The sequence below is a fragment of the Paenibacillus pseudetheri genome, from assembly GCF_924513355.1.
In the GTDB taxonomy this organism is placed as follows: Bacteria; Bacillota; Bacilli; order Paenibacillales; family Paenibacillaceae; genus Paenibacillus_AQ; species Paenibacillus_AQ pseudetheri.
Genome location: NZ_CAKMAB010000099.1, coordinates 1 through 813 on the forward strand (window position 1 = coordinate 1; position 813 = coordinate 813).

Here is an 813-nt window from a genome sequence, read left to right on the forward strand (position 1 = left end):
GTATCTCCCTGGTAAGGTCCGTATAAAATTTCTTTTTCATCAGATGATTTCTGTTCGTCTGATAACTTGTCCAGGTTCCCTTTGTTTTTCGTATATGTGACTAAAACTTCTTGATTATTCCCAATAAATTCGCCTTGTTTGTCCTTTGGAGGGAATTTATGTTGCACAAAACTAACTTCATATCCTTCCAGTGTAGGGATTTTAAATGAAGCTGCTAATGTGCTAACCTCCACCTGAGCTTTAGCTAATTCATCGTTGGAGACATCCTTTTGACATCCTGATACTATAGATATAATTACAATAAGAAATATAAATCCAAATTTTTTCACAAAATCACTCCTAATTATTTGAATTTATCCAAAAAGAAAATCTTCCTAGTTCGCAGATATACTTCAGTCACGCATTTTCCTAAATATGGAATAATTTTATATACGTTGAAAAAGTTAATTTGTTGCACAAAACTGCCCATATTCTTAAATAGGCTTTTTCATCGAGAGTCATAGTGATTGTTGCGCAGTACGAAGATATACGGGGAGTAGGAGTATCCCTCCTCTCCCAACAGATAGAACGCAGTTGACACAACCGGGTAGTAAGGGAGGGATTGTAAGGTGAGAAAACTCAGAAAGCAATCGTGTCCTATTAGCGTAAGATCGGTTCTTACTTCACTTTCATCGGGAATAATTCCGAAAAAGTCGTATACCAATCAGTTCGGTTGGATTTAATCATTGCCAATGCTTCTTTCAATGGAATCTCTGTCAGAGTTCCTAACTGTGTATAGTCGATGATACTTCTTTTTAACCAAATATCTGCTAA

The 813-nt window shown here is 36.0% G+C and carries 1 protein-coding gene; it reads right to left on the reverse strand.

All coding sequences use genetic code 11. From position 1 onward, the window contains the following. Positions 1-329 (reverse strand): hypothetical protein (locus tag L1028_RS31060; protein ID WP_234541967.1); only part of this gene is annotated, 329 nt, incomplete at its 3' end. Between the last annotated feature and the right edge of the window lie 484 nt (positions 330-813).